Source organism: Microcystis sp. LEGE 08355, from assembly GCF_015207185.1.
Taxonomy (GTDB): Bacteria; Cyanobacteriota; Cyanobacteriia; order Cyanobacteriales; family Microcystaceae; genus Microcystis; species Microcystis panniformis.
In genome coordinates this window covers 1-4620 of sequence record NZ_JADEXI010000373.1, presented here as the reverse complement: position 1 = coordinate 4620, position 4620 = coordinate 1, and the positions used below count along the sequence as shown (strand labels likewise).

The following is a 4620-nucleotide window of genomic DNA, read 5'->3' as shown; positions in this document are numbered from 1 at the left end:
GTTTACATATACACAGTTGATAATTGCTTGATTAACAGTTGCATTCGACATAACATTTCCCTCCATTTCAGCAATATGGATTTGTTTTTGCTAGTAGTGTTTTGCTCCTCGTGTCAGGAATCCCTAACATTATCAGCTTGACTCAATCTAACCTCATGGGCTAAGATGCGGGGATGATATGAGTAAAGAGCCAGCACCCGCAAGGGTACTGGCCCTCTCCTAGCTTCGCATCATCGGGATTAGCCCTCTCAACAGCCCACCAGGAGACTTAAAAACCTTATTAGTGGACTAAGAAGCCAGGAGGTCAATCAATGAAGAACTTACTCACTGTCATGCTCCTAAGCTCCCTTGCTTACGGCGTAGCTGTCGGGAAGATTCATCCCTACGACTACATTTTTATCTACACCATCAACGAACTAGCAAAACGTCAGGGTGGAGATAATAAAGACGGGAAGCGATAGGTAGAACGTTTATTTAATTCAGGCTGGGCAGTGCGGCAACACTCGACCAGCTTTTTTGTACTGTTTTTTACTATCGCTCTATTTTCTTCAATGGTATCCACAATATAATCACTTACTGTAAGGATATCAACCAACAAATATTGCAAAGTTAAACCAACAAATATTGCAAAGTTAAACCAACAATTGTTGTCCATTTAAACCAACAAATATTGCTATCATTAAACAATAATTGTTGGTACTCCATTTCAAAATATGCTAACTAGCTCGAAAATACAGCCATGAAGACGCTCTCGTCAATGCCCCAAAACCTATCCGAAATGCCCCAAAACCTATCCGATGCCGAAAGGCAGGCAAGAAACTGTAATACAGCCATGAAGACGCTCTCGTCAATGCCCCCATCACTGTGTGAAGCCCAAAAGCAGGCAAGAAACTGTGGTTTGGATATACCCAAGCTAGAAGCTTTGTTGGCAGAAATCGAACCCCTATCTGAAAAATACAAAATTATTTTCTATCTGGCGGCTACAGGACTTTATTCCGCGGATGACCTGGCTGAAAAGTTCAATCATAGCAGCGGCAAAAATCTAAACGCAGATTTCAACAAAAATCTAGGATCCTATCTTAAACTTTACCTTGATTTAGATGAAAGTGAGCGTGTGGGAATTACTTCCCTAAGAAGGATTCTCTTTAAAAAGGGCTATTTTGTTGACATTAATGACGATGAATTAGTGAGAGTTTTGCCAACACGCTACGCTGAAAATTCTCAATTAGAGCAGTCTTTTACTGTCAGACACAATTAGTGCGGATGAGAAGACCACCTATCAAGGATATTGATTTAAAAATGGAAAACACAGAGTTATTGTGCGAGATACCAACATCGGTCACTAATGGTTTGTTAGCTCAACTAGAAAAGGAACAGGATAGCGATATCCGTGCTGAAATCATAAGGAAATTGGGAGAATATCCTGAGCCTCAAGTGATTAAAAAACTTTGGGATTTGAGAAATAATCTCGAAAGCGAATCTGATGATTTTGTGCAGTACGAAATCAAGCTTAGTTTGCATAAAGTGACTAATCATCCTAATATAAATATTGATTTTTTTCTGGGTAACTTAGAGGTATTCCAATCAAAAGATAACAATTCTCAAGCTCCAAAAGTCTTAATTGACGCTGATCTGATGGAAGAGTTTTTATTACGAAATCAGACGACTCTTAACAGTGAAGCTACTAGGGTTATGGGACTTGTTTTAGAGAGAAAAATTAATCCTTACATCGGCGAAATGGGATTAATACAAATTTGGCATAATATCAAAAATCTGAAATCTCAAGAATATGCCAATCGTTCGATCATTGAACTTCTGAGCAAGATTAACGTCGGTCAAGTTAACTTGAAAGAAATTGACCTAGAAAAATATCCCAACGTTAATTTAACAACGGCAATTCAAGTTGAGATTGCCAGAAAGTATAGCCTAGCAGGTATTATCACCATCAGAGATCGAGAATTCATTGCCAGTGGGTATCCTTTTGTGGGTTCTCCTTCCCTATTCTTACAGTTTTTAGGGGAAGATACCTCGCCAGCATCTATCGAAAGAACTCTCAAAAATCTCGGTAAAGCTGCCATGGAACATGAGAAAGTAAAACTCAATCAGCTTTTAGAAAACGAGCCTCAACACAACTTATTCTTTGAAGATAATCTTTTGCTTTTTCAAGGCTGGAAAATTGAGAAATTTGAAATTCTCTGTGCCAATAACAATTTAACTTCCGCGACAGTTATCCTATGTAATACAAAAACCCAAGAGCGTTACACTGAATCGGCCTTTAAAAAAGGTTCAGTAGATGCACTTTTTACTGCTTTTAATGAGGCTCTAGCTCATTTAGTTGAAATTAAACATCACCTTAAATCTGTCTATTTGGCCAACTTAAAAGAAGGTCAACAAGGAGACGTAACTGTCAAGGTGATGGTCGAGTATGATGGTAAAAAAGTGATTACCATCCACACCCACGAAAATATTCTCAAGGCTTATTTTTTCGCCTACGTCAAAGCGATGATTGCCGTTTATGCACCCGATGAATATCACCCCGATATTCATAGCACGAGAGAATTGACATATTTGCACAAAATTGGCGAACGAGATTTTCGGGGACTGAATTTCAGCCAAGTCAATTTAATGGATGGTGAGGCCAATCTTTCCGATGCAAAATTGATGGGATGTAACTTCAGTAAGGCTAATCTTTTGGAGGTTAATTTAACTAATGCTGATTTAACAGGAGCCGATTTAAGTCATGCCAATTTGAGCAAAGCTGATTTAACAAGAGCCAATTTGAGCAAAGCTAATTTAACGGGAGCTAACTTGACCGATGTTAAATTAGATGAAAATAATCTAACCCTCCTTGATGGCACAATTTTGACTAACACAATTATGCCTGAAATTAACATTGAAATTAGCGGCGAATCCCGTTTAGAAAAGGTTGGTCAACTACTCAAACACATTGATCCTAAAAGTCAATCTCGAATCTTGGCTGTTCACTCCATGACAGATTGCATCTGGTGGGATAATCCCCTTGGTCAAAAATTCTGGGAAGTTAACCAAGAACTAATCGAAAGGAAGATTTCTATTCAACGAGTCTTTATTCTTCCTGAAGTTCCGACTCAAAAGCATTTACAGGTGATTCAGGAACAACTTAACTGTGGCATAGAAGTTGCTTGTATTTGTCATGAAAAAGCCAAAAATGTTGAAGGCTATCGTTGGGATGATACCAACCTATTGATTAGCGAAAACTTATCTGTTCCCAGAAATTCTTTTACAGCGAGAAGAATTATGAATGGTCAAACAGAATCAGGTTATATTTCCTATCAAACAAGAGTTGTCGAGACAGATAAAAGTATCTTCAAGGATCTATGGGAAAAATCCGAAAAACTCTCTACTGAAGCTAATATTCAGGAACAATTAGCAAACCTGAGTACCTGACTTTCTTTCCATGAAAAGGATACCGTTGAACTTTCTGAATCAGCCTAATGATTTTTAAAGTCTGCTTGCGGTCATCCTCAACCCACCAAGCCAAATCTTCAAAAGCCAACCGATCAAATTCCCAGCTTTTAGCCATTTTTATCGGATAAATATTGAAGACTGGCTTGGTTCATTTTTACCGAATTTTATTGTTTTATTAATTGATGATCACAAGGCGATCGCTCTTTCTATTCTGTTTTGATAAAAAGCGATCGCTTCCCCACAATCCCTAAAAAATAACCATAAAATTAATTAATAGAATATCGGAGAAAGACAAACATGATTATCGCTCAAGAAAAACCGACTATTGCGACAGTCACCAAAACCCCTGTCACTTTGGAAGCATATCGGGCGATCGCTGAAACTTCTCAGGAACGTTATGAATATTGCCATGGAGAAATGATTCTTATGCCTGGAGGAACCGCAACCCACAGCGCAATTGCGATCAATATCTCGGTTTTTTTGGGATTTTTATTGAGAGATAGGGATTTTCGTCTGTATAACAGCGATCTGCGGCTGTGGATTCCTGAATATAATTGTGGAACCTATACCGATCTCATGGTTGTTAACCATGAACCGGAATTTAACGGCGATCGCAAAGATGAAATTCTTAATCCTTTATTTATTGTAGAGGTGCTTTCCCCCGCCACAGAAGCCTATGATCGAGGTGATAAGTTTAGAAAATATCGTTCCCTGTCAAGTTTTTGTGAATATCTGCTCGTTAGTCAAACTGAACCCTACATTGAGCAATATTTCAGACTCGCACAGAGCGATCGCTGGCAACTACAAACCTACGATCAACTTAGTCAAATAATCCCTCTGGAGAGTTTAAACGTTGAACTTCCCTTGCTAGAAATTTATCGTCGCGTTAGTTTTGCGGCAGCCTCATAAATCGCTTAATCCAATTAATAACCTTTCTATTTTGTTTGCATAAAAAGCGATCGCCCCACAGTAAAGAAGCGGTAATAAGTAGTTCATTAGAACTACCTAGGGTCTGCTGAATAAATCTAAAAACCTTGTTGTATAAGTATAAGAATTTTAGACTTTTTTCCCATCAAAAAGTGCCAGACCTTGGGGGGATCGGGGGGGAAATTTAGGCTCTTTTTCCCTGAAAATTAGGTAATTGACCCCCTGAAAATGGGTAAAACCCTACAC

The 4620-nt window shown here is 38.6% G+C and carries 5 protein-coding genes; 4 read left to right on the top strand and 1 reads right to left on the bottom strand.

Translation table 11 applies throughout. From position 1 onward, the window contains the following. The first annotated feature begins 332 nt into the window (after window positions 1-332). From IQ242_RS26785 to IQ242_RS17205, 3 genes are all read left to right on the top strand, one after another. The gene (locus IQ242_RS26785; protein ID WP_255520668.1) at window positions 333-461 is read left to right on the top strand and encodes a hypothetical protein; all 129 of its coding nucleotides are present in this window, start codon (window positions 333-335) and stop codon (window positions 459-461) included. 296 nt (window positions 462-757) lie between these two features. Then, a complete protein-coding gene (locus IQ242_RS17210; RefSeq protein ID WP_370583018.1) occupies window positions 758-1258 on the top strand; it encodes a hypothetical protein in 501 nt (166 codons plus the stop codon). A gap of 41 nt (window positions 1259-1299) precedes the next feature. Beyond that, window positions 1300-3426, top strand: coding sequence for a pentapeptide repeat-containing protein (locus IQ242_RS17205; protein WP_193960815.1), 2127 nt, complete (start codon window positions 1300-1302; stop codon window positions 3424-3426). Here IQ242_RS17205 and IQ242_RS17200 read toward each other — a convergent pair. After that, window positions 3389-3562, bottom strand: a complete 174-nt coding sequence (locus tag IQ242_RS17200; protein ID WP_193960814.1) for a type II toxin-antitoxin system YoeB family toxin — start codon at window positions 3560-3562, stop codon at window positions 3389-3391. The genes IQ242_RS17205 and IQ242_RS17200 overlap by 38 nt on opposite strands. A gap of 182 nt (window positions 3563-3744) precedes the next feature. Here IQ242_RS17200 and IQ242_RS17195 point away from each other — a divergent pair, with 182 nt between their 5' ends. Beyond that, entirely contained in the window at window positions 3745-4356 is a 612-nt protein-coding gene (locus tag IQ242_RS17195; RefSeq protein ID WP_193960813.1) for a Uma2 family endonuclease, read from the top strand. Window positions 4357-4620: the final 264 nt, after the last annotated feature.